The organism is Kiloniellales bacterium, from assembly GCA_030066685.1.
Classification (GTDB): Bacteria; Pseudomonadota; Alphaproteobacteria; order Kiloniellales; family JAKSBE01; genus JAKSBE01.
Map to the genome: position 1 here is coordinate 42,547 of JASJBF010000015.1, position 25,852 is coordinate 68,398.

The window sequence follows — 25,852 nt, forward strand, 5'->3', positions numbered from 1 at the left end:
GCCGGCCCTCTCCCTTCGACAGGCTCAGGGTGAGGGCGATAAAGCACAAGACTCTGCTCCTCATCCTGAGCCTGTCGAAGGATGATCGTGCCCAAAGGCTCCCGTCCTCTTCGGTGACCGTGGTCCGCCGAACGCGGCCGCGCATGGCAGATCTGCGGAGATTCCGCTGGTCCGCGGCGGCGCCCGGCGCGTAGCTTCCACTATCCATGCCTGCCACCGTCGAAACCGCCGTCGAGAAGCTGCGCGCCGTGCCCGCGCCCCTGCAGGGCGCGCTCTACATGACCGCGGCCGCGCTTGGCTTCTCGGTGATGAACATCGCGATCCGCAGCGCCGCCGAAGAGCTCGATCCCCTGCAGATCGCCTTCTTCCGCAACTTCTTCGCGCTGCTCTTCATGCTGCCCTGGCTCTGGCAGGTCGGCGCGGCGGGCCTCAAGACCGCGCATCTGGGCCTGCACCTCTGGCGCGCGGTCATCGGCCTGGCGGCCATGTGCCTCTGGTTCTACTCCATCGCCCTCTTGCCCCTGGCGGAGGCGGTGGCGCTCAACTTCACGGTGCCGATGTTCGCGACCCTCGGGGCGGCGATTTTCCTGGGCGAGATCGTCCGGGCCCGGCGCTGGACCGCGACCGTGGTCGGCTTCCTGGGCGTGCTGATCATCCTCAGGCCCGGCTTCACCGAGCTGACCCCGGCCATGGCCCTGCCGGTGATCGCGGCGGCCTTCATGGCGATCTCGGTGATCATCGTCAAGAAGCTCTCCGCCAGCGACACGCCCGCCGCCATCGTCTTTATGATGAACCTGCTGCTGACCCCGCTGTCGCTGGTCCCGGCGCTCTTCGTCTGGCGCTGGCCGAGCTGGGAGGTGCTCGGCCTGATGGTCCTGGTCGGCTTCTTCGCCATGGCCTCCCACATCGCCATCACCCGCGCCTACGCCGTGGCCGACGCCTCGGCCGTGCTGCCGCTCGACTACGCCCGCCTGCCCTTCATCGCCGGCCTCGCCTTCCTGATCTACGGCGAGGTGCCGGAGCTCTGGACCTGGGTCGGCGCGGGCGTCATCGCGGCCTCGGCGATCTACATCGCCCGCCGCGAGGCCCAGGTCGCCCGCGAGCGCGAGGCCAGCCAAGCGGCATCGCACACGCCGGCGGCCCGCCCGTGACCGGAAGTGCGACCGGAAGCGTGACCGGGGCCGCGGACGGCGCCTCGGCGCCCGCTTCGCTCCCGGGGGCCGAGGGCGGCTTCGGGCTGACGCCCAACCACCGCGGCGCGCTTTGGATGCTGGCGGCCGGCCTCGGCTTCACCCTCAACGGCACCCTGGTCAAGACCCTCGGCCAGCAGGGACTCGACGCCTACCAGATCGCCTTCTTCCGCAGCCTGGTCGGGCTGCTCGCCGTGCTGCCCCTGCTCTGGCGGATCGGCGTCCATCGGCTGAGGAGCCGGCATCCCTGGATCCATGCCTTCCGGGTGATCTTCGGCGCCGGCGCCATGGTCTGCGGCTTCTACGCCCTGACCCGGCTGCCGCTCGCCGACGTGACCGCGCTCAGCTTCACGACCCCGCTCTTCGCCACCGTCCTGGCCGTGGTCTTCCTGCGCGAGCCGGTCCGCTGGCGGCGCTGGAGCGCGACCGCGCTCGGCTTCCTGGGTGTCCTGATCATGGTCCGGCCGGGCGCCGGGGCCTTCGAGCCGGCGGCGGTGGTCGCCCTCGGCATGGCCTTCGGTATCGCCGCCGCCCTGGTCCTGGTCAAGCGCCTGCCGGCGGGCGAGAGCCAGATCGCCATGCTGTTCTACTTCGGGGTCGGCAGCCTGCTGATCACCGCCGGCCCGGCGGCCGCGGTCTGGCAGCCGCCGAGCGGCCCGCAGTATCTGCTGCTGGTCGCCATGGGGCTCCTGGGCCTGGGCTCCCAGGCGATGATGATCCGGGCCTTCCGGGTCGGCGAGGCCAGCTTCGTCGCGCCCTTCGACTACGGCAAGCTGCTGGCCGCCGGTCTGCTCGGCTTCTTCGTCTTCGCCGAGGTGCCGGACCTCTGGACCCTGACCGGCGCCGCGATCATCGTCGGCGCGACCCTCTACATCGCCCGACGCGAGGCCGCGGTCGGGCGCCCAGCGCCGGCCAAGGCGGAATCCATCTGACTCTTGTCCTTGGGGGAGGAAAGACTGTGAAACAGGACCTGAAGCCGGGCCTCCGCTACGAGCTGAGCTATCCCGTGCCCCCGGACAAGACGGTGCCCCACCTCTATCCCGACGCGCCGGAGTTCGCGGAGATGCCCGAGGTCTTCGCAACCGGCTTCATGGTCGGCCTGATCGAGTGGGCCTGCCTGCTGGCGGTCAAGCCCTACCTCGACTGGCCGCGCGAGATGACCGTCGGCACCCACGTCGACCTCAGCCACCTGGCGGCGACGCCGCCGGGCCTGACCGTGCGGGTCGAGGCGACCCTGACCGAGGTGGAGGGCCGCCGGCTCGGCTTCTCTGTGAGGGCCATGGACGGCCTCGACCTGATCTCCGAGGGCCGCCACGAGCGCTTCGTCATCGACGCCAAGGGCTTCAACCGCAAAGCCCGCGAGAAGGCGGCGCATGCCGCCGAGACCGAGCGCCGGACGTGACCTCTAGGCGGTCTCCCCGGCTGTACTCTCGTCGCAAACGTCCTCGCCGCCGGTGTCCTCGAGGAAGCGGCGGGCGCTCTCCCGGTGCTGCTCCTTGACGTGCGGGGCGACCGCGTTGACCGCGAGCGCCAGGACCGTGGCGTCGTCGGTGTAACCGAAGGCCGCGACCACGTCGGGCAGCAGGTCGGTGGGCACCACGAAGTAGGCCAGGGCGGTCATCAGGGTCGCCTTGACGTAGGTCGGCGTCGCCCGGTCCGTCGCGCAGTAGTAGGCGGCGACCGCGTCCTCGACGAAGGGGACCTTGCCCAGGTTGCGGCGGATCTTGGGCCAGAATCCGCGCTTCACGCGGTCCCGGTTGCGCCGGTACTTGGCCGGGTCGTAGGGAACGATCTCGGTGCCGGTCATGACCGATATATGGGGATGCGCCCCGGATCCCCAAAGGTCCCGTTGGAAGCGGCCCATTCCGGGGGCTTGGGCCGGTCCCGGGCTTCTGATATAGAGCGCCGTCTTTGCCGATAACGCACAGGGAGATGAGCGATGGACGTCAGGGGTCAAGGGGCGATCGTGACCGGCGCCGGATCGGGTCTGGGCGCGGAGACGGCCCGCTATCTGGCCAAGGCCGGGGCCAAGGTCGCGGTCCTGGACGTGAACGGCGAGGCCGCCGAGGCCGTCGCCCAGGAGATCGGCGGCCTGGGCCTGGCCTGCGACGTTGGCAGCGCCGAGGCCGCCGAGGCGGCGGTCGCCCGGGCGCGCGAAGCCCACGGCACCGCCCGGGTCCTGGTCAACTGCGCCGGGATCGCCCCGGCCAAGCGGATCGTCGGGCGCGACGGCCCGATGCCGCTGGAGGACTTCGCCAGGGTCGTCCAGGTCAACCTGATCGGCAGCTTCAACCTGCTGCGCCTGGCCGCCGCCGACATGCTGGCCGCCGAGCCTCTGGCCGACGGCGAGCGCGGGGTGGTGATCTCGACCGCCTCGGTCGCCGCCTACGAGGGCCAGATCGGCCAGTCCGCCTACGCCGCCTCCAAGGCCGGGATCGTCGGGCTGACGCTGCCGGCGGCGCGGGAGTTCGCGAAGACCGGGATCCGGGTCCTGGGCATCGCGCCAGGCCTGATCGGCACCCCGCTGCTGCTCAACATGCCCCAGGAGATCCAGGACAGCCTGGCTTCGCAGGTGCCCTTCCCGCACCGCTTCGGCCATCCGGGCGAGTTCGCCGGCCTGGTCATGCACATGGTCGAGAACGTCATGCTGAACGGCGAGGTCGTGCGCCTGGACGGCGCCATGCGCATGCAGGCGCGCTGAAACGCGGCCGCCCGATCAGGATTCCGAAGCGTGGGCCTGGTCGATTTTGCCGGCGAGGTCCAGGTCCTTCTGGGACAACCCGCCGCAATCGTGGGTCGACAAGGTCACGTCGACACGATTGTATACGTTGAACCATTCGGGGTGGTGATCCATCTTTTCGGCGTGGAGGGCGACCTGCGCCATGAAGCCGAAGGCCTGGGTGAAGGATTTGAAGGTGAAGGACCTCTCTATCGCATCGCGGCCCTCGACCTCGCGCCAGTCCGGCAGCGCCGCGAGCCCGGCGGCCCGCGCCTCGGCTGAGAGTTTCTCGACCATGCTTCACCTCCCGGCTGGCTCTCCGCTTCCGAACTGTGGTCGGCGCCGCGGCGCCGGTCAAGGGGCGGGGCCGGGTGCGGACTGCGGGGTGGGTCGGACATGAAGCACTTCGGTCCGCCGCCCTCGGTCGACGATCTGGAAAGCATCGCCCGCGAGGCCTTCGCGGCGATCCCCAGGCAGCTCCGCGTCCACGCCAAGGACGTGGTGATCCGGGTCCAGGACTTTCCCGACGACGATATCCTTGAGGAGCTGGAGTGCGATTCGGCCTTCGACCTCCTGGGGCTCTACCAGGGCGTCGACCTGACCCGCAAGAGCATCTCGGACACCGGGCAGCAGCCCGACATGGTCTACCTTTACCGCCGCCCGATCCTCGACTACTGGTGCGACAGCGAGGAGGACCTGGCCCACGTCGTGCGCCACGTCCTGATCCACGAGATCGGCCACCACTTCGGCTATTCCGACGACGACATGGAAGCCATCGAGGAAGCCGCCCGCTGAGTCCGGGCAGACCAGCCCGTGGACTCACGAACGCGAAGCCATGGCCGGATCGCGGGATACCCGTGTTCGCTGCACTCTCAAGAGCGGTCTTCCATCCCGGCGAAGTGCTGGTCGCAGATTGACCCCTTGCGGAGATTCGCGCTTTCCTGCAATGGAAGTCACCTAGGCCGATGACCGCGACAGCAACGACCCGCTGGCCCAGCTCTGCTCAGGCAGCCCAACTACAAACAGCTGCTCGGCCGACAATACCGAGTCAGTGAAGAGCAATGCTAGAAAACCAATCGATTTCCGCAGAACGCCGCCGATTAGCCCTTTCGGGCTGGCTTATACCCACCCTGCTTTTTGCGGCGCTGTTTCCGCTCACATTGAGCGGGTTTGCCTACACGATCGTCGACAATCATTGGCTCGGTAGCGAGGCAGCCTATGACTACTGGGCAGCCAACGACTTTCAGTGGGGCACGGAGATCGTTCAAAATATTGGGCCCCTGGGCTACATCCATTTCCCTTTATCCTTTACCGGATTTCTAGACTTAGAGAACGCATGGGCGAACTTTGTCCAGAGCGGAACGCTTGTTGTTCTTGTGATTTATTTAGCCTGGATGATCCCGAATCGACTTCTGAAAACCGTTTTTCTAACGGTTTTTGTTTTGATGCAGGTCTTGAAACAGCCGTATGTCTTTTCATTTCCGACGGAGGTAAGCCACTATCTCTTGGCTTTGTTTATTGCCTACGCCCTTTTCAATCTCGAGCGATACTTCGCTCTGATCCCGCTCGTTATTTTGTTGGCGGGCATGTCCTTGGGAAAAGGCATGTATCTGTTTATCGCGCCGGTCATCATTTTCTTTGCGGCGCTCTTTTACATCTTGCGACGAAAAGTGCTTCTGTCCATTGCGGGCGTGAGCCTCTACGTCCTCAGCTTCCTCTTTTTTTGGGTGTCCAGCGGCCAAGAGATTTCCAACCTGCCGGACTTCATCTGGGGAAGCCTCGCGTTTTCCAGCGGCTATAGCGAAGCCTTGGCGAATTACAGCTCGTCCCCGTTGGAAGGCCCGTCCGTCATATCAACTGGATCGGCCTTGTTTCACTTCGCGATTTTCATATCCCTTATTCTTCTGGTCTTGGCGAAGAACTTCTATCCAATAAAGACTATGAACCGCGTGACGTTTGCCGCCGGGCTGATGCTCGCTTCGATAGAATTACTCATTCTTTTCGCCGTTTGGAAGCACGGGATCGTGTCCTCCGACATCTATCATATCTCTGTGTTCTTCTGGTTCGCCTGCGTGTCCGTGGTTCCGTTTCTGTGCGTACATCATGCAGCGTACTACCAAGAGTTGAGGGGGCCGGCTGAAATCCCGGGTCAGCGACGCCTTGCTCCGATCATCGGACACCTTGTGAACTTGGCGGCTCGCGTGTGGGCCAACTGGCAGCGCAGGGCGGATACACAACAAGGTACCGGCGTTTTCGCAGCCTTAATCCGTTTCGGGGATACTCTAAAGACTTGGTTGGGTACCGCCATCTCGCAGGAAAAGCACCAAGTTAACGCCTCAGAGACGTCGCCCCCTGCGGCCTTTGGTTTTCGCGCCGCGAGAAAGGAGATTCTCGTTCTTATCGTAGTAATTTGCCTGACGCCTAATTTTTTTTATGGATGGAAATTTGTTCTATTTCTGGAAGGGGAAATTGCCGCATGGAACGATAAGCTTGCTGCGTCCGTCGCCGAGATGCAAATGCCGCAGACGCGCGAAGTCGTCGGAAAAGAACGCGTCGGATACTTCGGAGAACTCCCCGCGCCGATGGTGTACAACGATTTCCTTTACACGGCATCGCCGTCAACCATTTCTTTCGCCGGCTGGAATCCTTGGATTATTGAAAAGGATGCCGACTTTTTCCGGAATGCCGGTTCAGCGCCACCTTACTTGGTCTACCAATTGTTCAACACGCAAGCAATCGTGCGACAATTCTCACCGCTCGACAGCCCGAAGGCGCAACTCGAGATCTTTCGCCGCTACGATCCAGTTCTTGCCAGTGACAACAAACCTATTCACGAACATGGCCGGCTATTGCTGAAACGGCGGGAGCCCTCATCGGCGCTGCGATATGAAGATCTCGGACAGTGGACCGAGGAGATGGGTGACTGGATCCAGGTGCCCGGAAATGCAGATGGGCCGGTCCAAACGGTTATCCGTTTGCCCACCAGCCTGGCCACCAAGATCCTGACGGCGATTTATAAAGCCCCCGGCTATTCATTCGAGTACAAGCTCGACGACGGCACCCTTGGCAAGCGGAAATTCACCCCGACGAAGGGCAGGGAAGGCTTTCTTTTGGCCCCGCTGATCCTGAAGAACCGGGACCTTCTTGCCGCGCTATCGGCGGAGGAATGGGAGAAGTATTTGAAGAATGACGACAGTGCACTGCGCCGCATAACCCAGTTTCGGATAAACTGCGAACATATCACGATGGCGTGCGCGACCGAGATGGAAGTGCGGTTCAACGAGGTGCTGGGGCTTGAATTTGGTCGGAACGCCGATCACCGCTAGACGAAACCTGAAATTCAAACAGCGCGAAGGATGCTGTCCGGGTTTGTATGCTGCGGGGTTGTTGGACGACGAAGTTCGCCCTCGACCCCGCGCCGGCCCGGCAGCGCCGCAAGCCCGGCGGCCCGCGCCTCCGGTCAAGGGGCAGCCACGGGCGCGGGATAGGGGGATGGCGCGGCCATGAAGCACTTCGGTCCGCCGCCCGATCCTCGACTACTGGTGCGACAGCGAAGAGGACCTGGCCCACGTCGTGCACCACGTCCTGATCCACGAGACCGGCCACCACTTCGGCTATTCCGACGACGACATGGAAGCCATCAAGGAGGCCGCCCGCTGAGCCTCAGCGGCTTGCGCTTTCGCAGGCTGTTGGCAGCCAGGAGCTGCAAATGTTGCTCTTTGTCTCCCGACGAGTACCAGGTTGCGCAGGGCGGAGGGTCACCCCCCACCCTTCCCCATCAAGGGGGAGGGCTCAAGCGACGGCGGCGGCGACCTTCTCCCTCCCCCTAGATGGGGGAGGGTCGGGGAGGGGGTGACACGCCGGTGCCTGCAGGTCGGCAGTGGCTCGGGGCCTGCTTCGACGGTCTGCCGGCGCAGCCCGCCTGCCGGTTACTCTACGATGTGGTGCTTGCCGATCGGGGTGACCGCGGTCGCCTGGGCGCCCTTCTCGCTCTCGCCCTCGATTATTGCGACGCGGACCGGGTCGCCCAGCGCCAGCTTCTCGAAGCCGCCGTTGACCACCGCGTTCTTGTGGAAATAGATCTCCTGGCCGTCGCTCAGGGTGACGAAGCCGTAGCCCTCGAAGCCGTGCAGGTCGGTCACCTTGCCGTGCAGCGGCGCCTCGTGGGCTTTGACCTTGCCGGCGCTCTTGCGGGAATGGTCCTCCAGCATCCGCTTGGCCGCGTTGAAGGCGTCCCGGATCGCGACGTAGACGTCCTCGTGGTCGTGGCGCTGCCCCGGGTCCCGGCTGACCACCAGCGGCGCCCGGCCCGGCACGCCGATCTCGATCCGGACGTGATAGATCTTGCCCTTGTTGTGCCGGCGGTGCGGTGCCTCGACCACGACCCGGCAGGAGTTGATGCGGCCGAAGTATTGCTCCAGCTTCTCGACCTTCTCGCGCACGCGGGCCTCCACCGCGTCCGAGGAATCCATGTTGCGAAAGCTCAACTCCAAAGGCACATCCATGTCCTGCTCCCCTGCTTCTGTCAGCCCTTGATGCAGATGATCGGCTCCAACCGCGCGACCTTGCGGGCGAGGCCCGCTTTCTCCGCGGCCTCGACCACCTCGACCACGTCCTTGTAGGCGCCCGGCGCCTCCTCGGCGACGCCGCGGTCCGAGGGGCTGCGAATCACGATGCCCCGGGCCGCCAGCTCGTCGACCAGCGCCCGCCCGCGCCAGGTCTTGCGCGCCTTGTGTCGGCTCATCCGCCGGCCGGCGCCGTGGCAGGCGGACGAGAAGCCCCGGCGCTCGTTGCCAGCCGCGCCGACCAGCACGTAGGACGCCGAGCCCATGGTACCACCGATCAGCACCGGCTGTCCGACCCCGCGCAGCGCCGCGGGCAGGCTCGGATGGCCGGGCCCGAAGGCGCGGGTCGCGCCCTTGCGGTGGACGAAGAGCTCGCGGCGTTCGCCATCGGTCCGATGCACCTCCGCCTTGCAGGTGTTGTGCGAGACGTCGAACAGCAGCGGCAGGTCCGCCTCCGGGAAGAAGCGCCGGAAGACCTGCCGGGTCAGGTGACCGATGATCTGGCGGTTGGCCAGCGCGCAGTTGATCGCCGCGCGCATGGCGCCAAGGTAGCGCTCCCCCATCTCGGAGCGGATCGGCGCGCAGGCCAGCTCGCGGTCGACCAGGACGATGTCGTAGTCGGGCGCGGCCAGGACCATGTCGCGCAGGAACTCGGTGCCGATCTGGTGGCCCAGGCCGCGCGAGCCGCAGTGGATGCTGACCACGACCTCGCCCCGCTCCAGGCCGAAGGCGGCGGCGGCCTTGGCGTCGTGGAGCGCGGTCACTTCCTGGACCTCGAGGTAGTGGTTGCCCGAGCCCAGGGTGCCCATCTCGCGCCGCTGCCGCTTGCGCGCGCGCGCCGAAACGAATGCCGGCTCGGCGCCCGGCATGCAGCCCCGCTCCTCGATCCGCTCGAGGTCGGCCTCGCGGCCGTAGCCCCGGGCCAGCGCCCAGACCGCGCCGCCCGAGAGCATGGCGGTCATCTCCTGCTCCGACAGCGTGATCTCGCCGTGGCTGCCGACCCCGGCCGGGATTTCGGCGAAGAGCGCGTCGGCCAGCTCGGCCTGGCGCGCCTCGATCGCGGCCCGGCCCAGGCTGGTGGGCATGCAGCGTACGCCGCAGGAGATGTCGAAGCCGACCCCGCCGGCGGAGACGATCCCGCCGCGGTCCGGATCGAAGGCGGCGACGCCGCCGATCGGAAAGCCATAGCCCCAGTGGGCGTCCGGCATGGCGTAGGCGGCCTTAACGATCCCAGGCAGGCGGGCGACGTTGGTGACCTGCTCGAAGACCTTGTCGTCCATGCCTCGGATCAGGTCCTCGTCGGCGAAGATGATCGCAGGCACACGCATCCCGCCGAAGGGCGCGACCCGCCATTCGACGTCGCTGATTCGCTCCAGGCGCGTGGTATCCATGGCTCGCCGTCCAGGTCTTTAGACATCGACCACGCAGGCCGCGACCCAGGTGTCGTCGTCCCGCCGCCCGACCTCGAGCGCGGTGTAGGTCGCGCCCTTGACCTCGGCGGCCGGCCGGTGGCGCGCGCGGTCCAGCGCTTCGCCCCAGGCGATGGCCTGCAGCCGGCGATCGTCGACGATCACGTCGAAGCGGCCGAAGACCATGCCGCGAGTCGCCATCTCGTAGACCAGGGCGTTCAGCCACTCAACCAGGAGCAACTCCTCGTCGGGCGCCGTGCAGGCGATCCGGACCGCGCTCCGGGCCTTGATCCGGCCCGGATCGCAGATCGCCGCGGTCATGGCGGTGGCGGCCTCCTCGAAGGCGGCGGCCAGGGTCGGACCCCAGGCCCGCAGACGAACGTCCGCGTCGTGAGGCTCGTGGGACCAACCGCGCTCGCCCGCGCCGTCATCGACGGCGAGCGCCGCGGGCCGGGCCGATGTCGTGGTTACCTTCATCCGTCAATTGGCGCGCAGGCGGCAGGGAAACGCATTGAGCGAGATCAAGCCCTTGCGACCCGGGAGGTCAGTGCGGCGCCCGGCGATCGTAGAAGGCGAGGCTCCAGCGGCCGGTCGCGACGTCGTGGCGCAGGATGTAGCGCGCGCCGTCGGCGCCGACGACCTTGAAGTATCGGTGGTCCGGCGACAGCCAGCGGTCCAGGACCTCGGCGACCTCCACCCGGCGCCCGTCGAAGGCCAGCGCGCGCGGCGTTTCCTCGCCCCGGTGGCCGGCATAGCACTCGACACTGATCTCCATCCCGCTACGACCCCTGCGTGCAAATGACTCTGGAAACCTTGATGCAGATCACGCTTTCGGCTCCGGGCCTGTCCTAGGCTCTTCCCAGGTCGTCGATCCCTGGCGGTTCCCTGGACATGGCACCCGCCTCGGAAGCGACCGAAGGCCTGTCTTGCGGAGCCCGGTCATGGGCTCCAGTCGAGGAAAGGCGGGGTCAGGGAAGGAGGGAACCCTCCTGACGCCCCGACGACCGAGACGGCAGGTGCGGGCTGCCGGACCCCCTCCCTCCATGGACCGCCGGACGGAGGACCCAAGGGTCGGCAGCCCGCCCATTGCCCCCATCGACGGCCCCGATCAAGCGGTGGGCTGGTCCTCTTCCCACTCCTCGCCCGCCGTCAGGATCTCGTGCAGCTCGCCGACCACGCCGGACAGCGGCAGCTCCAGCTCCCCGAGCACGTCCGACTGGCCCTCGGCCCAGGCCACGGCCTGTTCGAGCTCGTCGAGGCTGGGGTGCAGGTCGAGGATCGCCAGGATCCTGGCGTCCGAGATATCGCCCACGATGCGGCGGATCTCTTCGGCGCTGAGCGCGGGGCCGGAAGGCGCGGTGGTCTTTGGCGGCTCTGTCATCGGCGGTCTCCAGGGTGTGACGGCGGCGTGCTGGCAGGAAACGCCGCCCACCGCCTCGCGGCCATGACCCAGGTCAAGAGGACCTACAACAGCCCGCGGACCCGGGCGCGCAGCTCCGGCAGCAGCTCCGCCTCGAACCAGGGGTTGCGCTTCAGCCAGGCGGTGTTGCGCCAGCTCGGATGGGGCAGCGGCAGGTAGGCCGGCAGATAGTCCCGCCAGGCGCGGACCGTCTCGGTCAGGTTGGCCTTGCGCGCCGGGCCCAGGTAGCGCGCCTGGGCGTAGAGCCCGACCAGCAGGATCAGCTCGATCTTGGGCAGGGCCGCTTGCAGGCGCGGATGCCAGGCCGGCGCGCACTCCGGGCGCGGCGGCTTGTCGCCGCCGCGGTCCTCCCGCCCGGGATAGCAGAAGCCCATCGGCACGATGGCGATGCGCGATTCGTCGTAGAAGGTCTCGGGTTCGGTCTGCAGCCAGGCGCGCAGGCGCAAACCGGAATTATCGTTCCAGGGGATTCCGCTCTCATGCACTTTAGTTCCGGGTGCCTGGCCGACGATCATCAGGCGGGCGTCGGAATGGGCGCGCAAGACCGGCCGGGGCCCCAGCGGCAGCTCCGCGGCGCAGAGCCGGCAGGCCCGGACCTCGGCGAGCAGGGCCGAAAGCTCGTCCGCCTCGACGGAGATCTGTGCAGTCGCTTTGCTGGTCATCCTGTTCCGGCTCTTCGCCGCGTCAGACACCCTCCGAAAGGAGGCGCGCGACGTAGCTTGGCACGACCTCGCCGGCCGGGCCATAGACCCGCTCGGCGAAGGCGCTGTGCCGCTCCGAGGGCTCGAGGTTGAGCTCGACGCTGTGCGCCCGGCCGGTCGCGCGGGCCGCCTCGACGAAGCCGGCTGCCGGGTAGACGGCGCCGGAGGTGCCGATCGAGAGGAAAAGGTCGCAGGCCTCCAGGGCGGTGTAGATCCGCTCCATCTGGTAGGGCATCTCGCCGAACCAGACGACGTCGACCCGCAGGCGGCCCGTCGCCCGGCAGCGCGCGCAACGGCTCTCCAGGTCCATGTCCTCGCGCCAGGCGCTGACCCCGCCGCAGGCCAGGCAGCGCGCCTTGAGGATCTCGCCGTGCATGTGGATCAGGTTGCGCGATCCGGCGCGCTCGTGCAGGTCGTCGATGTTCTGGGTCACCAGCAGGACCTCGCCGGGCCACTCGGCCTCCAGGCGGGCCAGCGCCCGATGCGCGGGGTTGGGCGCCACCGCCTCGGCCAGCAAACCCTGGCGGCGGGCGTTGTAGAAGGCGTGGACCGTGGCCGGGTCGCGGGCGAAGGCCTCCGGGGTGGCGACGTCCTCAAGGCGCACCTTGGCCCAGATGCCGTCGGCGTCGCGGAAGGTGTCCAGGCCGGACTCCTTGGAGATCCCGGCCCCGGTCAGAATGACGATTTGGCCCGTGCTGCGTTGCCCCATGTCGCGAGGGATGATAGAGGAGCCTGGCAGAGCGCGATACTCACTTGGGCTTGATCTGACGGATCATGACGGAAGTCGGCGTCCTCTTCGTTTGCACCGGCAACATCTGCCGTTCCCCCACTGCCGAGGCGGTCCTGCGCAAGCGCCTGACGGAGCGCGGCCTGGAAGACCGGGTCGCGGTCGACTCCTGCGGCCTCGGCGGCTGGCACGTCGGGCAGCCGCCGGACGAGCGCTCAGTCGCCGCCGGCCTGCTGCGCGGCTACAAGCTGAAGGAGCTGCGCGCGCGCCAGATCCGGGACGGCGACTTCGAGGCCTTCTCCCTGCTGATCGCCATGGACCGCGGGCACCTCTCGGAGCTGAGGCGGCTCTGCCCCGAGGGCGCCGCGGACCGCCTCAAGCTCTTCATGGATTTCCATCCGGAGGAGACCGGGCTCAGCGACGTGCCGGACCCCTACTACGGCGCGCTGAGCGACTTCGACCTGGCGCTGGAGCTGATCGAGAAAGGGGTCGAGGGACTGGTCGAGCGCCTGCAGCGGGACCATCTGTGACCGCGGCCCTGGCCGCCGCCGTCGAAGCCGCCCTGGGGCGCCGGCCCCGCCGCTTCTTGCCGCTGACCGGCGGCTGCATCGCCGAGGTCTACCGCGCCGAGCTGGGCGACGGCGACTCGGTGGTGGTCAAGACGGCCTCTCGCGGCGACCTGCTGCTCGAGGCCTTCATGCTCGGATACCTGGCCGAGAACAGCGAGCTGCCGGTCCCGGCGGTGCGCCACGCGGCCGCCGAGCTGCTGATCATCGACTACGTCGCGTCCGGCGACGCCATCGACGCCGCGGCCGAGACCCACGCCGCCGACCTGCTGGCGGCGCTCCACGGCATCACGGCGCCGCGCTACGGCTTCGAACGCGACACCCTGATCGGCCCGCTGGTCCAGCCCAATCCCTGGACCGAGCGCTGGACCGACTTCTTCGCCGAGCAGCGCCTGCTGCACTTCGGCCGGGTCGCGCTGGAGGCCGGCCATCTGCCGTCACAGACCCTGCAACAGCTCGAAGCGCTCTGCGGCCGCCTGCCGGAGCTGATCGGCGAAGCCGCAGCGCCGTCGCTGATCCACGGCGACGTCTGGGGCGGCAACGTGCTGGTCCGCGGCGGGCGCATCGCCGCCTTCGTCGACCCGGCGATCCACTACGCCGACGCCGAGGTCGAGCTCGCCTTCTCGACTCTCTTCGGGACCTTCGGGGAGGCCTTCTTCCGCCGCTACGACGAGCTGCGGCCACTGCGCCCCGGCTTCTTCGAGGCCCGCCGCGACCTCTACAACCTCTATCCCCTGCTGGTGCACACGGCCCTCTTCGGCGGCCACTACGCTCAGTCGGTGGCGCGGATTGCAGCCCGCTTCGTATAGCCGCGCCGCCGCTCTATCCCTCGAAGACCAGCTTGGCGGGGGAGATCAGGACGCCGAACTGCTCGCACCAGACCACGACGCTGCCGAAGTCCGAGATCTCGACGCCGGCCGGGATGGCGTAGTTCTGGCTGCCCTTGAAGGCCTTGAGGCGGCCCAGGTCGACGAACATGGTGCCCTCGACCTGCGCCTCCGAGGTGACCTCGGCGCTGGGCACCAGGTAGACGTGGAACTTGGGGCCGGGGCCGACCTCGAAGTCCGCCTCCAGGTGCAGCACGCCCTCGTAGACGGTCATGTTGCCCTTGCCGTAGTGGATCGGGTCCGAGGGGTCGGCATGGACGAACGCGCCGCGCGCCAGGACGGTCGTGGCCCCGGCCGGCGCCGCCTCGGTTCCGACGATGTCCGCCAGGAAGATGTAGGGGTAGACGAAGATGCCGACCGCGAAGCCCAAGCCCGTGCCGAGCAGTCCGCCGATGAAGAACACCCCAAGCATCTTGAGCATGGTCGGATCCTCCCACCCTTTACCCCAGGCCCCGAGTATAGCAGGTCGGCGGGATCGGATCCGGGCCCTTGATCGAAGTCAATGCCGCCTGCCGGGCGGCGGCACTAGCGTCGCGGCCATGGATCCAAAGCTTCTGCGCCGCTACGGCGGCCCGGTGCCGCGCTATACCAGCTATCCCACGGCACCGCACTTCCACCCCGGGATCACCGCCGAGAGCTATCTTGGGTGGCTCGGCGGCCTGCCGCCTGAGGCCCGGCTTTCGCTCTATCTGCACGTGCCCTTCTGCGCGCAGATGTGCTGGTACTGCGGCTGCCACACCAAGGTGGTGCGGCGCTACCAGCCGGTCGCGGACTACGCCGGGAGCCTGCTGCAGGAGGCCGAGCTGGTTGCCGCTGCCTTGCCGCCCGGCCCGCGCGTGGTGCAGCTGCACTGGGGCGGCGGCACCCCGACGATGCTGTCGGGCGACGACTTCCGGCGCCTGACCGACGGCCTGCGCGCGGCCTTCCGCTTCGACGCGGCGGTCGAGATCGCGGTCGAGGTCGACCCCCGGACCCTGGACGCGGAAAAGGCCCGGGCCCTCGCCGAGGCCGGCGTGACCCGCGCCAGCCTCGGCGTCCAGGACTTCACCGCCGCCGTGCAGGCGGCGATCAACCGCATCCAGCCCTTCGAGGTGGTGGCGCGGGCGGTCGAGCGCCTGCGCGCGGCCGGCGTCCGGAGCATCAACTTCGACCTGATGTACGGCCTGCCGCGGCAGTGGGTCGCCGACCTGCTGCGCAGCATCGACCTCGCGGCGACCCTGGCGCCGGACCGCATCGCGCTCTTCGGCTATGCCCACGTGCCCTGGATGAAGTCCCACCAGCGGCTGATCGCGGACTCGGAGCTGCCGAAGGAGGACGCGCGCTGGGCCCAGGCCGAGGCCGCGGCGGCACGGCTCGGGGCCCATGGTTACCTCCGCGTCGGCCTCGACCACTTCGCCCGCCCGGAGGACCCCCTGGCCCGGGCCCTGGGTGAGGACCGCCTGCGGCGCAACTTCCAGGGCTACACCGACGACCCGGCCGAGGCCCTGATCGGCCTGGGCGCCTCGGCGATCGGCAGCCTGCCCCAGGGCTACGTCCAGAACGCCGTGCCGATCAAGGACTACCGCGACTCGGTGGCCGCCGGGCGCCCCGCCGTCCGGCGCGGCTGCCGGCTCAGCGCCGACGACCGGCTGCGCCGGGCCGTGATCGAGACCCTGATGTGCCGCCTGAAGGTCGACCTCGCTGGCCTCTGCGCCGGCCACGGGGCCGACCCCGCCGACTTCGCCGAGGAGGTCGCGGCCCTTGACAGGATGGCGGCCGACGGCCTGGTCGAGATCGCGGGCGGCGAGATCCGGGTCACCGCCGCCGGGCGCCCGTTGGTCCGCTCCGCCGCCGCGGTCTTCGACCGCTACCTCAAGGCCGGCACGGCGCGCCATTCGCGGGCGGTTTGAGTCCCCATCAGATCCGAGAGCTCTGCCTGCCGACCCCTCACCCTCCCAGCGCCTGACGGCGCCGGGCCCCTCCCTCTCCCCCGGGGAGAGGGATGTGGAGGCTTGGCGAGGCCAGAGGCCGAGCCCTAGCCGGAGCTGGGTGAGGGGTGAGAGTCCCGCGGCCGGACTCAGCGCTATCCAACCGATGATCGCGCGGTTTCGGGGGCCGGTGTCAGCTCGTAGACCGCCTCCTCGCTGTAGATCGAGCCGTTCGAGGAGAGGAAGCTGGAGTAGAGGACGAAGCGGTCGACCTCGAAGGGCGGCAGGCGGAGCAGGCCGTGCCGGCTCAGGAAGGCGCCCAGCTTGTCGCCGGGGTTGGACTTGAAGCGGGCCAGGGTGACGTGCGGCTTGAACTTGCGCCGCTCCGGCGCCAGACCGCTGCGCACCACCGCGGACTCGACCTTGCTCTGCAGGTGCAGCAGCCCCGGGTGCGGCTCGACCCCGGCCCAGAGCTGACGGACCCGGCGGTTGTCGCCGAAGCGGTCGAGGCCGGCGATGCTCAGCGGGAAGCCCGGCGCCCGGATCTCGGCCAGGGCGGCGTCGACGTCCTCGGCGTCCCGGCGGTCGACCTCGCCCAGGAAGCGCAGGGTCAAGTGCAGGTTCTCCGCCGGTACCCAGCGGGCGCCCGGCAGGCCGTTTGCGAGGTCGATCAGGGCGTCCTGGACCGCCTCGGGCAGGGCGATGGCGACGAAAAGGCGCATGTGGTTCCCCGCTGCTCGGATTCTGCGACTCGGTGTCACGGACAGGGGTAGGTGTGATCCTTGTGGATTTCCTCGATCCCGTCCAGCACCTCGGGCGCCAGCGTCAGCGCCGCCGAGGCGATGTTGGTCTCGAGCTGCGCCATCTTGGTCGCGCCGATGATCGTGGCCGTGGTGAAGGGCCGCGAGGTGACGTAGGCCAGGGCCATCTGCGCCGGGTCCAGGCCGTGCCGCGCCGCCAGGTCGCGGTAGGCCGCGATCGCCGCCTCGGCGCGCGGGCCCTGGTAGCGCCGGTTCTGCGGGTGCAGGGTCAGGCGCGCGCCCGCGGGCTTGGCGTCGCCCAGGTACTTGCCGGTCAGGGTTCCGGCGCCCAGGGGCGCATAGGCCAGGAGGCCGCAGTCCTCGCGGACCGCCGTCTCGGCCAGGCCGACCTCGAAGCTGCGGTTGAGGAAGCTATAGGGGTTCTGGATCGAGACCATCCTCGGTCCCCGCCCGGACTCGGCCAGCTGCAGGAAGCGCTGCAGGCCCCAGGCGGTCTCGTTGGAGACGCCGACCAGCCGCACCCGGCCCGATCGGACGACCGCGTCCAGCGCCGCCAGGGTCTCCTCCAGCGCCGTGCCGTCCTCCGCCTCCGCGGGCGCGTAGCCCAGGCGGCCGAAGCGGTTCGCCGGGCGCTCGGGCCAGTGCAGCTGGTAGAGGTCGATATAGTCGGTCTGCAGCCGCTTCAGCGAGGCCTCCACGGCGGCCTCGATGTTGGCCCGGTCGAGCCGCGGCTGGCCGTCGCGGATGTAGGTCAGCCGCCCATCGGGGCCGGCGACCTTGGTCGCGACCACCACCCTGTCGCGGTTGCCGCGGGCCTTCATCCAGCTGCCGATGATCTCCTCGGTCCGGCCGTAGGTCTCGGGCCCGGGCGGCACCGGATACATCTCCGCGGCGTCCAGGAAGTTGATGCCCCGCTCAAAGGCGTAGTCCATCTGCTCGTGGCCCTCGGCCTCGCTGTTCTGCGTGCCCCAGGTCATGGTCCCGAGGCAGAGCGCGCTGACCTTGACGTCGCTGCGGCCGAGCTGGCGGTACTCCATGTTTCCCCCTTGCCGTCTGGTTGGATTGTCTGCTGTGCGGTGGCTTCCGGTCGGCGGCTCAGAGAAAGAGCGCCAGCACCCCGGTATAGCCGTAGAGCCGGTTGTTCGAGATCTCGCCGTTGGCGTAGAAGCCGGCGAGCGGCAGGTCGCCGAGCGCGTCGCGGATCAGGCGCATCTCGGCGGCGTCCGGGCCGAAGAGGTTCTCGCCCCGGGCGATGCAGGAGAAGTAGAGCGCGGCGCGCGGCGGCGCCCGGAGCCGCCCCTTGACCTGGTCCAGCATGCGCTTGAGGTCGGCCTCGGCGGCGGCCTGGTCGCGGCGGCAGAACAGGATGTCCTGACCGGCCTCGACGATCTCCCCGACCGCGAGCCAGCCCTGCTCCGTGTCGATGCCCATGAGGTTGCGGACCATGTAGTCCCCGGTGTCGCTGCCGGTCACCGGAAAGGCGACCATAGTGTTCGCCGCGGCGGGCGTAAGGTCGGCCGGAGTCTCGACGCCGAGGTCGTCGAGCAGGACGTCCAGTGCCGGCTGGCCGTCGATGGCGATGACGATGTTGCGCTCGGCCGCGGTGATCCGGCGGCTCGGCCCGATCGGCTGGCAGCCCTGGGACAGCCCGGCGGCGACGTCGAGCCCGGCGCTGAACAGCACGCCGGAGAGCCCGCCCTCCGAGACCCGGTCGGCGAGCTGGACGATGCCGTTGCGGCTGGCCGACAGGCCGCCGACCAGGAAGGCCGAGGTGTCGTTGGACAAGCCGTCGATCAGGCGGGGCAGCAGCGGGTTGCGCGGGTCGCCGTGAACCACCCCGAAGAGCGGCGGGTTCCGGCTCAGCCAGCCGTCGCAGCAGCGGTGGAAGTCCTTGAGGTCCTGGGTCACCGGTTGGAAGACCTGGAAGCTCGCCTCGGGGAAACGGCCGACCAGCAGCGAGACCGCCGGCCGGTCGTAGATCTCGACGCCGCTGCCGGCGATCCCGAAGCCGGTGGTGCCGACCCAGTGCGTGATGCCGGTGGCCCGGCGCAGCAACTCGACCAGGCTTTCGGTGTGGCCGGCCAGGGGGTCGGTGGCGTAGAGGAAGCCGAGGTTGGCGCCTGCAGGCACCTCGCCGAGAGCCTCCAGACAGGCCTTGCCGGTGGCGCTCCAATCCGGGCCGCTGGCATAGGCGGCCTTGAAGCCGTCGGCGGCCGTGGCGCCGGCCTCAGCCATCGGAGCCCCGCGCCTGTGCCGCGTCGATCAATGGCCTCAGGGCCGGCAGGATCGCCTCGACGATCACCGCGACCCCGGCGCCGTTGGGGTGCAGGCCGTCCGGCTGGTTGAACTCCGGTCGCATGGCGACGCCGTCGAGGAAGAAAGGATAGAACGCCACGTCGTGTTCCTCGGCCAGCCTGGGAAAGACCGCGTCGAACTCCGCGGCGTATTCGGCGCCCAGGTTGCGCGGCGCCAGCATGCCCGTCAACAGGACCGGCAGGCCTTCGGTCTCGAGCCGGGTCAGGATGGCGTCGAGGTTGCGGTAGGTCTCCGAAGGCTCCAGGCCGCGCAGCATGTCGTTGCCGCCCAGGGTGACCAGGACCAGGTCCGGGTCGTCCGACAGCGCCCAGTCGAGGCGGGCGCGGCCCGCTGCGGTGGTGTCGCCGGAGTTGCCGCCGTTGAGCACCTTGATGTCGAAGCCTTCGGCCCTGAGGGCCGCCTCCAGCTGAGCCGGGAAGGTCTCTCCGGCAGGCAGGCCGTAGCCGTGAATCAGGCTGTCGCCGAAGGTCAGGAGCTTGAGCGGTTGCGCGGACGTCGAGGAGGCCTGGATCAGGAGCCCACCGAGGAACAATAGCACGGCCAGCAGGAACACCGGGCCGCGGAACCCTGCTGGGGGCCGGCTGCGGGGAGACTCGACGGAGGCGGCCGGAATCACCATGACTTCTGCGCAGATAGGGCCAAATTCGCGCCGCTTCAAGCGGCTTGCCGAAGCGGTCGCCATTGATTCGGGCCGCCTGACCGCCATATGCCCTTCATCTTTCCGCGCTGGACTGCGTAGGAAGCCGTGTAACCTGGCCTCCGATCGCGCGGGAGACGGTCGTTATGACGGGAGAAAAGCCTTGCAGGACAATATGATCCGGCTCGCCGGCGTGCAGCTAACCCTGCCCAGCAGCGCCGGCCCGGTCGAGATCCTGCGCGGCCTGGACCTCGAGATCGCCGCCGGCGAGACGGTCTCGGTGGTCGGACCCTCCGGCTCCGGCAAGTCCAGCATGATGATGCTGATCGCCGGCCTGGAGCGGCCGAGCGAGGGCCGGGTCGAGGTCGCCGGGGCCGATCTCTCCCGGCTCGACGAGGACGGCCTGGCGCGCTTCCGGCGCGACGCCATCGGCATCGTGTTCCAGGACTTCCATCTGATCCCGACCATGACCGCGCTGGAGAACGTCGCCGTGCCGCTGGAGTTCGCCGGCCGCGCCGACGCCTTCGACGTGGCCGCCGAGAGCCTGCGCGCGGTCGGCCTGGGGCATCGCCTGAGCCACTACCCGGGGCAGCTATCGGGCGGCGAGCAGCAGCGCGTTGCCCTGGCCCGGGCCTCGGCGCCGGCGCCCAAGCTGCTGCTGGCCGACGAGCCGACCGGCAACCTGGACGGCGAGACCGGGCGGCAGGTCATCGACCTGCTGTTCGGCCTGCAGGCCCGGCACGGCAGCACCCTGATGCTGATCACCCATGACCCGGGCCTGGCGGGGCGCTGCAGCCGGCAGGTGCGCCTCAAGGACGGGCTGATCGTGGACAGCGGCCTGGCTGTCGCCGCGCCGGCGGGCGGCCGGGCGGCGCAATGACCCAGGCCAGGCCGATTCGCGGCCTCGGCGCCTGGCGCCTTGCCTGGCGCCTGGCCCAGCGCGAGCTGCGCAGCGGCCTGACCGGCTTCCGTGTCTTCCTCGCCTGCCTTTTCCTCGGCGTCGCCGCCATCGCCGCCGTCGGCTCGGTCTCCTCGGCCCTGCTGGACGGCTTGCGGCAGAACGCCCGGACCATCCTCGGCGCCGACCTCGAGGTCCGCCTGGTGCACCGCGCGGCCGAGCCCGAGGAGCTGGCCTTCCTGCAGACCCAGGGCGAGCTTGGCCGCATGGTCCGCTTGCGGGCCATGGCACGCGGCGATGCGCCTGGGGCGCGGCGCAAGCTGATCGAGCTGCGCGGCGTCGACGAGACCTATCCCTTCTACGGCGAGACCCTCCTCGAGCCGGCGATGTCCCTCGACGAAGCCCTTGAGCTTCGCGACGGGGTCTATGGCATCGCCGTGGAGCCCAGCCTGCTCGCCCGCCTCGGGGTGGCCCTGGGCGACCGGCTGCGGATCGGCGAGACGGCTTTCGAGCTGCGGGCGCTGCTCGCCGCCGAGCCGGACCGCGCCTCGCGCAGCTTCCTGCTCGGGCCCGGCGCGATCGTCGAGCTCGAGGGCCTGCGCGCGACCGAGCTGATCCAGCCTGGCAGCCTGGTCTACCACTACTACCGCCTGCGCCTGCCGCCGGACGAGACCGCGGACTCGGTCAAGGAACGGCTCGGCGAGGCCTTCCCCGCGGCGGGCTGGCGCCTGCGCGACCCGCAGGGGGCGGCGCCGGGGATCCGCCGCTTCCTGCACCGGGTGACGCTGTTCCTCAGCCTGGTCGGCCTGACCGCGCTGCTGGTCGGCGGGGTCGGGGTCGGCAACGCGGTGCGCAGCTACCTGGACTCGCGCAGCGGCACCATCGCGACCCTGAAGTGCCTTGGCGCGCCGGGCCGGCTGATCTTCCGCTGCTACCTGCTGCAGATCATGGCGCTGGCCCTGGTCGGGGTCGCCGCCGGGCTGGCGGTCGGCGCCGTGGCGCCCTACCTGGTCGACGCCTTCGTCGGCGATTCCCTGGGCTGGCGGGCCAGCCTCGGAGTCCATCCCGGGCCGCTGATCAAGGCGGGGGCCTTCGGCCTGATGACCGCGCTGACCTTCTCGCTCTGGCCGCTGGCCCGGGCCCAGAGCATCGCCCCGGCCGCCCTGTTCCGCGACCTGGTCCTGCCCGCCCGCGGCGCCGTGGCGCCGGGATCGCGGCTGGCGGTGGCGCTCGCTGGCCTGGCCCTGGCCGCCCTGGTCTTCTACGGCTCCAGCGACCGGGCGATTGCGCTCTGGTTCATCTTCGGCACCCTGGCCAGCTTCGCGCTCTTCCGCCTGGCCGGCCTCGCGGTGGTCCGCCTGGCCAGCCGGGTCCCGCGGCCGCGCCGGCCCGGCCTGCGCCTGGCGCTGGCCAACCTGCACCGGCCGGGCGCGCCGACCCCCAGCGTCGTGCTGTCGCTCGGCATCGGCCTGACCGTGCTGGTCGCCATCGCCCTGGTCGAGGGCAACCTGGCCCGCCAGATCGACCGCAGCCTGCCCGAGGAGGCGCCGGCCTTCTTCTTCATCGACATCCAGCCCGACCAGGCGGCGCCCTTCGAGGCCCTGGTCCGGGCCCAGCCCGGGGTCCGCGGTCTGGAGCGGGTCCCCATGCTGCGCGGCCGGATCAGCGCCGTGAACGGCACGCCGCCCGCGGCGCTGGAGATCGCGTCCAACGTCGCCTGGGTGTTCCGCGGCGATCGCGGCCTGACCTGGAGCCGGGAGGCCCCCGCCGGGACCCGGCTGGTGGCCGGCGAATGGTGGCCGGCGGACCACGCGGGCCGGCCCCTGGTCTCCCTCGACGCCGAGGTCGGCGAGGCCCTCGACCTGGCGCCCGGAGACAAGCTGACGGTCAACATCCTGGGCCGCGACGTCGAGGTCGAGATCGCCAACCTGCGGCGGATCGACTGGGGCTCGCTCGGGATCAACTTCGTCATGGTCTTTTCCCCCGGCGTCCTGGAGGGCGCACCGCAGACCCAGATCGCCACGGTGCGCGTCGATCCCGATGCCGAGGACGGCCTGGAGCAGGCGGTCGCGGACGGCTTCGCCAACGTCTCGGCGATCCGGGTGCGCGAGGTCCTGCAGACCGTCTCGGACCTGATGGGCCGGCTCAGCCTGGCGGTCCGCGCCATCGCCGGGCTGACCCTGGTCGCCGGGGTCCTGGTGCTGGCCGGGGCGATCGCCGCCGGGCGGCTGCGCCGGCGCTACGACGCCGTGGTGCTCAAGGTCCTGGGCGCGGCGCGGCGCACGGTGGCCGGGGCCTTCATTGTCGAGTACGGCCTCCTGGGCGCCCTGACCGCGAGCATCGCCGCGGCCCTGGGCAGCCTGGCCGCCTACCTGATCCTGACCTACGTGATGCGGGTCGACTTCGTCTTCATAGGCCCGGCCGTGGTGGTGACGGCCGCGCTCGGGACTTTGGTCACATTGCTGGTCGGATTCCTGGGAACCTGGACGGCGCTGTCCCAGAAAGCGGCCCCTTTGCTGCGCAACGAGTGAGCCAAAAATCCACAGTTGTTGTGCGGAAATGTGAATTGTTACGCAGATTTAATGATAAATCCCGGGCGATCTTCCATTGATTCTTGACGCTTGAAGGACGATATTTCTGGCGACGGTTTCACCTTTCTTGGAGATGCGAGCAGATGTCGTTTAATCCGAATCCGAGTACGGTGACGCGCACCCGGGTCGACACGGCTGAAATCGATGCCGGTCTCCGGAAGTACATGCTGCGCGTCTACAACTACATGGCGCTGGGCGTGGCCTTCACCGGGGCAGTTTCGCTCTTCGTCGCCTCGACTCCGCAGATTCTCTTCGCCGTTGCCGGCACGCCGCTGTTCTGGGGCGTGTTCCTCGGCATTCTCGGCCTTGGCTGGTTCGCGCCGCGTCTGATGATGAGCGGCAGCGTGATGACGGCGCAGGTCTGCTTCTGGGTCTACGCGGCCCTCTGGGGTATCGGCATCGCGCCGATGCTGTACTTCGTCGGCGTCCAGCAGGGCGCGCCCGACGATGTGGCCAGAGCCTTCTTCATCGCCACGGCGACCTTCGCCGGCTTGAGCCTCCTGGGCTACACGACGAAGAAGAACCTCAGTGCCTTCGGAACCTTCTTCGCGATGGCGACCATCGGCCTGCTGATTGCGGTTCTGGTCAATGCCTTTTTCGTGCAGAGCTGGGGCTTCGAGCTGGTGCTGTCGATCGGCGTTGTTCTGGTCTTCTCGGCCCTGACCGCCTACGAGACCCAGATGATCAAGAACATGTACTACGAGTCCGACGGCAGCGACGTCGCGACGCGCAAGGCGATCTTCGGCGCCTTCATGCTCTACGGCGCCTTCGTGACGCTGTTCATCTGGATCCTGAACATCCTGAGCTTACTGCGCGGCGAATAGGGATCCGCGCCGCAAGTCTCGGCAAAGCGAACAAAGCCCGGGCCTCAGTGCCCGGGCTTTTCCTTTGGGCGGAAGCTGGCGCTCAGACGCAGCGGCCGCCGTCGACCTCCAGGCAGGCGCCGGTGATGAAGGCAGCCTCCTCGGAGGCCAGGAAGAGCGCCGCCGCGGCGACGTCGGCCGGCTCGCTCATCCGGCCGAGGGGGATGGTGGCGACGAACTTCTCGCGCAGCTCCGGGGTGTCGGGGGCGCCGAGGAAGGTCTCCAGCATGCCGGTCGCGCCGATCACCGGACAGATCGCGTTGACCCGGATCCGGTCGGGCGCCAGCTCGGCGGCCATCGACTTGGTGATGGTGTTCACCGCCCCCTTGGAGCCGTTGTACCAGGTCAGCCCCGGGCGCGGCCGCAGCGCCGCCGTGGAGGAGGTGTTGAGGATGCAGCCGCCGCCCTGCGCCCGCAGCAGCGGCACCGCCTCCAGCGCGGCCAGGTAGATCGCCTTGACGTTGACCGCATAGACCCGGTCGAAGTCCGCCTCGCTGGTCTCGGTCATGGGCTGGTTGACGTGGCTGTAGCCGGCGTTGTTGACCAGCACGTCCAGGCGGCCGTAGGCGTCGGCGGCGGTCCGGACCATCCGGCGCACCGCCGCGCGCTCGGTGACGTCGCAGGCGACGAAGGTCGCGCGCCCGCCGCCCTGAACGATCTCGCCGACCACGTCCTGGCCCGCGGCCTCGGCGAGGTCGGCGGCGACCACGGCCGCGCCCTCCTGGGCGAAGCGGCGGGCGATTCCGGCGCCGAAGCCCGAAGCCGCGCCGGTCACCACCGCAACCTTGCCCCTCAGGCGCTGTCCAGCCGAGTCCACCATGGAGCTTGCCCCTTCACGAGCCGGTTGTCGGATCCGGTTTCTTGTCAAGGACTAGAGCATGCCGTCCGGCTGGCGGTCAAAAGCAATCGGCGCCGGGACGGCGGGGCGTCAGGACAGCGCGCTTCCGGGTTCGGCGGCGACCCGCCCGGTGAGCGCGCGCAGCCGTTCGACCAGCCGCCGGCCCTCGGGACCGGGATCGCCGTCGATGTCGCTGTCGATGACCCCGTGCAGGCAGGCGACGTGGGCCTCGATCACGCGCCTGACTGCAGGGCTCGCGCGCTCCGGCGCCTGGCGCAGCAGGGCGTGCAGGGATTCGCCGATCTCGGTCATCAGGGGATAGCCGAAGCTGCTGCCTTGGCCCTTGACGTTGTGGACCACCCTTCGAACCCGCTCGACGAAGTCCGCCCAGCCGCGCCGTCCCGTGCTCAGGTCCTCGAGCAGGCCGTCGAGGGCGGCGAGGTCGGCCCGGACGCCCTGCAGGTAGATCTCGCGCAGGTCGGCGAGGATCTCCGGCGGCAGGCCGCCGCCCGCGCCCATCGCTTGCTGCTTCGCGACTTGACCGGCCTTGGCGTTGGACATTCGGGGTCCCTGTGGTTGGCCGCGGTTCGCGCAGGCAGGGCCGCAGCGCCGGTCAGTCTAGGCAGCGAGCGTTAACGCAGTGTAAGGATCTGGCTTCAGGCGGCGCCGGGATGATCGAGGACGATCCGGAAGCGGCCGGCCAGGGCTCCGGTCTCGACCTCCGGCGCCGGGCGCAGGGCGACCAGGACGCTGGCCCGGGCCTGCGGGTCGCGGATCCGGTTGAGCACCCCGTCGGTGGCGTTCAGCGGCTCGCCCTCGACGTACATCTGGGTCGAGAAGGGCTTGAGGCCAGGCGC

Annotated in this window: 29 protein-coding genes and 1 pseudogene; 13 read left to right on the plus strand and 17 right to left on the minus strand. The window is 69.1% G+C overall.

Going from position 1 to position 25,852, the window contains the following annotated elements; translation table 11 throughout:
* Nucleotides 1–206 precede the first annotated feature (206 nt).
* Genes QNJ30_10280 through QNJ30_10290 form a run of 3 tightly spaced genes read left to right on the plus strand, consistent with a single transcriptional unit; the run spans nucleotide 207 to nucleotide 2,592 of the window.
* The gene (locus QNJ30_10280; GenBank protein MDJ0943844.1) at nucleotides 207–1,151 is read left to right on the plus strand and encodes a DMT family transporter; all 945 of its coding nucleotides are present in this window, start codon (nucleotides 207–209) and stop codon (nucleotides 1,149–1,151) included.
* On the plus strand, nucleotides 1,148–2,122 hold the full coding sequence (locus tag QNJ30_10285; protein MDJ0943845.1) for a DMT family transporter: 975 nt from the start codon (nucleotides 1,148–1,150) through the stop codon (nucleotides 2,120–2,122). Before QNJ30_10280 ends, QNJ30_10285 begins: the two co-directional genes overlap by 4 nt.
* 26 nt (nucleotides 2,123–2,148) lie before the next feature.
* Nucleotides 2,149–2,592, plus strand: a complete 444-nt coding sequence (locus QNJ30_10290; GenBank protein MDJ0943846.1) for a thioesterase family protein — start codon at nucleotides 2,149–2,151, stop codon at nucleotides 2,590–2,592.
* Between the two features lie 3 nt (nucleotides 2,593–2,595).
* Here QNJ30_10290 and QNJ30_10295 read toward each other — a convergent pair whose 3' ends face one another.
* On the minus strand, nucleotides 2,596–2,997 hold the full coding sequence (locus tag QNJ30_10295) for a YkvA family protein (protein ID MDJ0943847.1): 402 nt from the start codon (nucleotides 2,995–2,997) through the stop codon (nucleotides 2,596–2,598).
* Nucleotides 2,998–3,129: 132 nt separating this feature from the next.
* On the opposite strand from QNJ30_10295, the gene QNJ30_10300 reads away from it, so the two are divergent.
* On the plus strand, nucleotides 3,130–3,891 hold the full coding sequence (locus tag QNJ30_10300) for an SDR family NAD(P)-dependent oxidoreductase (GenBank protein MDJ0943848.1): 762 nt from the start codon (nucleotides 3,130–3,132) through the stop codon (nucleotides 3,889–3,891).
* Between the two features lie 15 nt (nucleotides 3,892–3,906).
* Here the strand turns inward: QNJ30_10300 and QNJ30_10305 are convergent, their stop codons facing one another.
* Complete coding sequence (locus QNJ30_10305; GenBank protein ID MDJ0943849.1) at nucleotides 3,907–4,206, minus strand: 4a-hydroxytetrahydrobiopterin dehydratase; 300 nt, start codon at nucleotides 4,204–4,206, stop codon at nucleotides 3,907–3,909.
* Nucleotides 4,207–4,305: 99 nt separating this feature from the next.
* Here QNJ30_10305 and QNJ30_10310 point away from each other — a divergent pair, with 99 nt between their 5' ends.
* From QNJ30_10310 to QNJ30_10320, 3 genes and pseudogenes are all read left to right on the plus strand, one after another.
* Nucleotides 4,306–4,704 (plus strand): metallopeptidase family protein, encoded by a 399-nt coding sequence (locus QNJ30_10310; GenBank protein ID MDJ0943850.1) that lies wholly within the window; start codon nucleotides 4,306–4,308, stop codon nucleotides 4,702–4,704.
* Between the two features lie 266 nt (nucleotides 4,705–4,970).
* Complete coding sequence (locus QNJ30_10315) at nucleotides 4,971–7,235, plus strand: hypothetical protein (GenBank protein MDJ0943851.1); 2,265 nt, start codon at nucleotides 4,971–4,973, stop codon at nucleotides 7,233–7,235.
* 193 nt (nucleotides 7,236–7,428) lie between these two features.
* Nucleotides 7,429–7,569: pseudogene (locus tag QNJ30_10320) on the plus strand (metallopeptidase family protein).
* 269 nt (nucleotides 7,570–7,838) lie between these two features.
* On the opposite strand, the gene QNJ30_10325 reads toward QNJ30_10320, so the two are convergent.
* From QNJ30_10325 to cobB, 7 genes are all read right to left on the minus strand, one after another.
* Nucleotides 7,839–8,414 (minus strand): HPF/RaiA family ribosome-associated protein, encoded by a 576-nt coding sequence (locus QNJ30_10325; protein MDJ0943852.1) that lies wholly within the window; start codon nucleotides 8,412–8,414, stop codon nucleotides 7,839–7,841.
* Nucleotides 8,415–8,434: 20 nt separating this feature from the next.
* Entirely contained in the window at nucleotides 8,435–9,865 is a 1,431-nt protein-coding gene (locus QNJ30_10330) for an RtcB family protein (GenBank protein MDJ0943853.1), read from the minus strand.
* 18 nt (nucleotides 9,866–9,883) lie between these two features.
* Nucleotides 9,884–10,360 (minus strand): archease, encoded by a 477-nt coding sequence (locus tag QNJ30_10335; protein MDJ0943854.1) that lies wholly within the window; start codon nucleotides 10,358–10,360, stop codon nucleotides 9,884–9,886.
* Between the two features lie 67 nt (nucleotides 10,361–10,427).
* Nucleotides 10,428–10,658, minus strand: a complete 231-nt coding sequence (locus tag QNJ30_10340; protein MDJ0943855.1) for a hypothetical protein — start codon at nucleotides 10,656–10,658, stop codon at nucleotides 10,428–10,430.
* A 333-nt stretch (nucleotides 10,659–10,991) separates the two neighbouring features.
* Nucleotides 10,992–11,264, minus strand: coding sequence for a hypothetical protein (locus QNJ30_10345; GenBank protein ID MDJ0943856.1), 273 nt, complete (start codon nucleotides 11,262–11,264; stop codon nucleotides 10,992–10,994).
* An 83-nt stretch (nucleotides 11,265–11,347) separates the two neighbouring features.
* On the minus strand, nucleotides 11,348–11,965 hold the full coding sequence (locus QNJ30_10350; GenBank protein ID MDJ0943857.1) for a uracil-DNA glycosylase family protein: 618 nt from the start codon (nucleotides 11,963–11,965) through the stop codon (nucleotides 11,348–11,350).
* Nucleotides 11,966–11,987: 22 nt separating this feature from the next.
* Nucleotides 11,988–12,713, minus strand: coding sequence for an NAD-dependent protein deacylase (gene cobB / locus QNJ30_10355; GenBank protein ID MDJ0943858.1), 726 nt, complete (start codon nucleotides 12,711–12,713; stop codon nucleotides 11,988–11,990).
* Between the two features lie 65 nt (nucleotides 12,714–12,778).
* On the opposite strand from cobB, the gene QNJ30_10360 reads away from it, so the two are divergent.
* Nucleotides 12,779–13,261 carry a low molecular weight protein-tyrosine-phosphatase gene (locus tag QNJ30_10360; GenBank protein ID MDJ0943859.1) on the plus strand — a complete coding sequence of 161 codons (483 nt, stop codon included), beginning with the start codon at nucleotides 12,779–12,781 and terminating at the stop codon, nucleotides 13,259–13,261.
* Entirely contained in the window at nucleotides 13,258–14,106 is an 849-nt protein-coding gene (locus tag QNJ30_10365) for a fructosamine kinase family protein (GenBank protein MDJ0943860.1), read from the plus strand. The genes QNJ30_10360 and QNJ30_10365 overlap by 4 nt, the downstream gene beginning before the upstream one ends.
* A gap of 13 nt (nucleotides 14,107–14,119) precedes the next feature.
* On the opposite strand, the gene QNJ30_10370 is transcribed toward QNJ30_10365, so the two are convergent.
* On the minus strand, nucleotides 14,120–14,605 hold the full coding sequence (locus tag QNJ30_10370; protein ID MDJ0943861.1) for a DM13 domain-containing protein: 486 nt from the start codon (nucleotides 14,603–14,605) through the stop codon (nucleotides 14,120–14,122).
* Nucleotides 14,606–14,723: 118 nt separating this feature from the next.
* Between QNJ30_10370 and hemN the strand changes: the two genes are divergently transcribed.
* Nucleotides 14,724–16,073, plus strand: coding sequence for an oxygen-independent coproporphyrinogen III oxidase (hemN, locus tag QNJ30_10375; GenBank protein MDJ0943862.1), 1,350 nt, complete (start codon nucleotides 14,724–14,726; stop codon nucleotides 16,071–16,073).
* A 173-nt stretch (nucleotides 16,074–16,246) separates the two neighbouring features.
* Here the strand turns inward: hemN and thpR are convergent, their stop codons facing one another.
* From thpR to QNJ30_10395, 4 genes are read right to left on the minus strand one after another with little or no spacing between them, the layout of a single operon-like run.
* Entirely contained in the window at nucleotides 16,247–16,813 is a 567-nt protein-coding gene (gene thpR, locus QNJ30_10380) for an RNA 2',3'-cyclic phosphodiesterase (protein ID MDJ0943863.1), read from the minus strand.
* A 35-nt stretch (nucleotides 16,814–16,848) separates the two neighbouring features.
* Nucleotides 16,849–17,889, minus strand: a complete 1,041-nt coding sequence (locus QNJ30_10385; protein ID MDJ0943864.1) for an NADP(H)-dependent aldo-keto reductase — start codon at nucleotides 17,887–17,889, stop codon at nucleotides 16,849–16,851.
* A 58-nt stretch (nucleotides 17,890–17,947) separates the two neighbouring features.
* On the minus strand, nucleotides 17,948–19,087 hold the full coding sequence (locus QNJ30_10390; protein ID MDJ0943865.1) for an FIST C-terminal domain-containing protein: 1,140 nt from the start codon (nucleotides 19,085–19,087) through the stop codon (nucleotides 17,948–17,950).
* The gene (locus tag QNJ30_10395; GenBank protein MDJ0943866.1) at nucleotides 19,080–19,787 is read right to left on the minus strand and encodes an arylesterase; all 708 of its coding nucleotides are present in this window, start codon (nucleotides 19,785–19,787) and stop codon (nucleotides 19,080–19,082) included. The genes QNJ30_10390 and QNJ30_10395 overlap by 8 nt, the downstream gene beginning before the upstream one ends.
* A 193-nt stretch (nucleotides 19,788–19,980) precedes the next feature.
* Between QNJ30_10395 and QNJ30_10400 the strand changes: the two genes are divergently transcribed.
* The 3 genes from QNJ30_10400 to QNJ30_10410 all read left to right on the plus strand — a co-directional run bounded on the left by QNJ30_10400 (nucleotide 19,981) and on the right by QNJ30_10410 (nucleotide 24,118).
* The gene (locus QNJ30_10400; GenBank protein MDJ0943867.1) at nucleotides 19,981–20,685 is read left to right on the plus strand and encodes an ABC transporter ATP-binding protein; all 705 of its coding nucleotides are present in this window, start codon (nucleotides 19,981–19,983) and stop codon (nucleotides 20,683–20,685) included.
* Nucleotides 20,682–23,234: an FtsX-like permease family protein gene (locus QNJ30_10405; protein MDJ0943868.1), complete on the plus strand. Its 2,553-nt coding sequence runs from the start codon at nucleotides 20,682–20,684 to the stop codon at nucleotides 23,232–23,234. Before QNJ30_10400 ends, QNJ30_10405 begins: the two co-directional genes overlap by 4 nt.
* A gap of 143 nt (nucleotides 23,235–23,377) precedes the next feature.
* Nucleotides 23,378–24,118: a Bax inhibitor-1/YccA family protein gene (locus QNJ30_10410; GenBank protein ID MDJ0943869.1), complete on the plus strand. Its 741-nt coding sequence runs from the start codon at nucleotides 23,378–23,380 to the stop codon at nucleotides 24,116–24,118.
* Between the two features lie 82 nt (nucleotides 24,119–24,200).
* On the opposite strand, the gene QNJ30_10415 is transcribed toward QNJ30_10410, so the two are convergent.
* From QNJ30_10415 to QNJ30_10425, 3 genes are all read right to left on the minus strand, one after another.
* Complete coding sequence (locus QNJ30_10415; protein MDJ0943870.1) at nucleotides 24,201–24,977, minus strand: glucose 1-dehydrogenase; 777 nt, start codon at nucleotides 24,975–24,977, stop codon at nucleotides 24,201–24,203.
* 108 nt (nucleotides 24,978–25,085) lie between these two features.
* A complete protein-coding gene (locus QNJ30_10420; protein ID MDJ0943871.1) occupies nucleotides 25,086–25,556 on the minus strand; it encodes an Hpt domain-containing protein in 471 nt (156 codons plus the stop codon).
* A gap of 95 nt (nucleotides 25,557–25,651) precedes the next feature.
* Nucleotides 25,652–25,852 (minus strand): hypothetical protein (locus tag QNJ30_10425; GenBank protein MDJ0943872.1); only part of this gene is annotated, 201 nt, incomplete at its 5' end.